Raw genomic sequence first — 945 nt, forward strand, 5'->3', positions numbered from 1 at the left:
CGTTAATGTAAAAAATGATGAATTAATGACACCAGTACAATTTGAAAAGCTTATAATGAGTAGTCAATTTGAAAAAGCATTAGATATGTATAAACCGAAGATTTTATTACTAATTAGTAAAAATTGCCCGTATTGCAAAGAGATTTTTGAGATATATTGGAATGAATTCCATAGTGAAGTTAATAACTATAGAGATATTTTTGTATTAGTAGAAGATACTGATGAAAATTCAGAATCTTTTCTAAAACTATACGATTTTAATTTCAATATTCTTAAATATGATAGGCAATTTCTTGCTGAAAATTCAATTGATACTGCCCCTTCATTTATTTATTTAAATGAAATAAATGAAATAATATTAAAAACACCAGAGATTTATCGCTTTTTTAATTTAGTTTATGGTTCTAATTCTACAATCAAAAAAAAGGAGGAAGTATTATTATGAGTAATTTTCTAAATAATTTAATTCAACCAACAGCAAAAGCTTGTTCACAACAAACATTTTACAAATGGTGTCAAGGTCACGTAAATTGTGCTACACAAGGAATGATAGGAACTTTGGGAAAATGGGTTGACAAGAACAACCCGCAATGGATTTGCGATGGTAATATACATTTTTGCAATTGTGGTTGCACTAAATAAAACTATATAAAAATGGTTTAATATTTATTAAATAAAAAATTAAATAAAAAAATAGTCTAATATTGTAGAATTAGAATTTATAATAAAGGTTGGACTTTAAAGGTTCAGCAAACCGTAGACAGTTTTCCTTTGTCTACGGTTTTTTTAGAGCGTTTCAGCTAATTCTTCCGTGGGGATAGTTTTATTTAAATATAGTTTCAATAAATAATTATATTAGGGAGAACTTAAAAATGTTATTTTATATAATAAATTTTTATATTAAAAACTGTTTGAAATTATCAATTTTTAATATAAGTTTAAAAA

2 protein-coding genes are annotated in these 945 nt (G+C 24.8%); both read left to right on the plus strand.

All coding sequences use genetic code 11. The annotated features are described in order from the left end of the window. Positions 1-445 (plus strand): hypothetical protein (locus PVA17_RS24850; RefSeq protein WP_274069357.1); only part of this gene is annotated, 445 nt, incomplete at its 5' end. After that, positions 442-642, plus strand: a complete 201-nt coding sequence (locus tag PVA17_RS24855; RefSeq protein WP_274069358.1) for a hypothetical protein — start codon at positions 442-444, stop codon at positions 640-642. The genes PVA17_RS24850 and PVA17_RS24855, both read left to right, overlap by 4 nt. The last annotated feature ends 303 nt before the right edge of the window (positions 643-945 follow it).

Source organism: Lysinibacillus sp. CNPSo 3705, assembly GCF_028674935.1.
Classification (GTDB): Bacteria; Bacillota; Bacilli; order Bacillales_A; family Planococcaceae; genus Lysinibacillus.

Excerpts from the sequence above, each read along its gene's own strand:
- PVA17_RS24855 (WP_274069358.1), top strand. The coding sequence starts at position 442 with ATGAGTAATTTTCTAAATAATTTAATTCAACCAACAGCAAAAGCTTGT.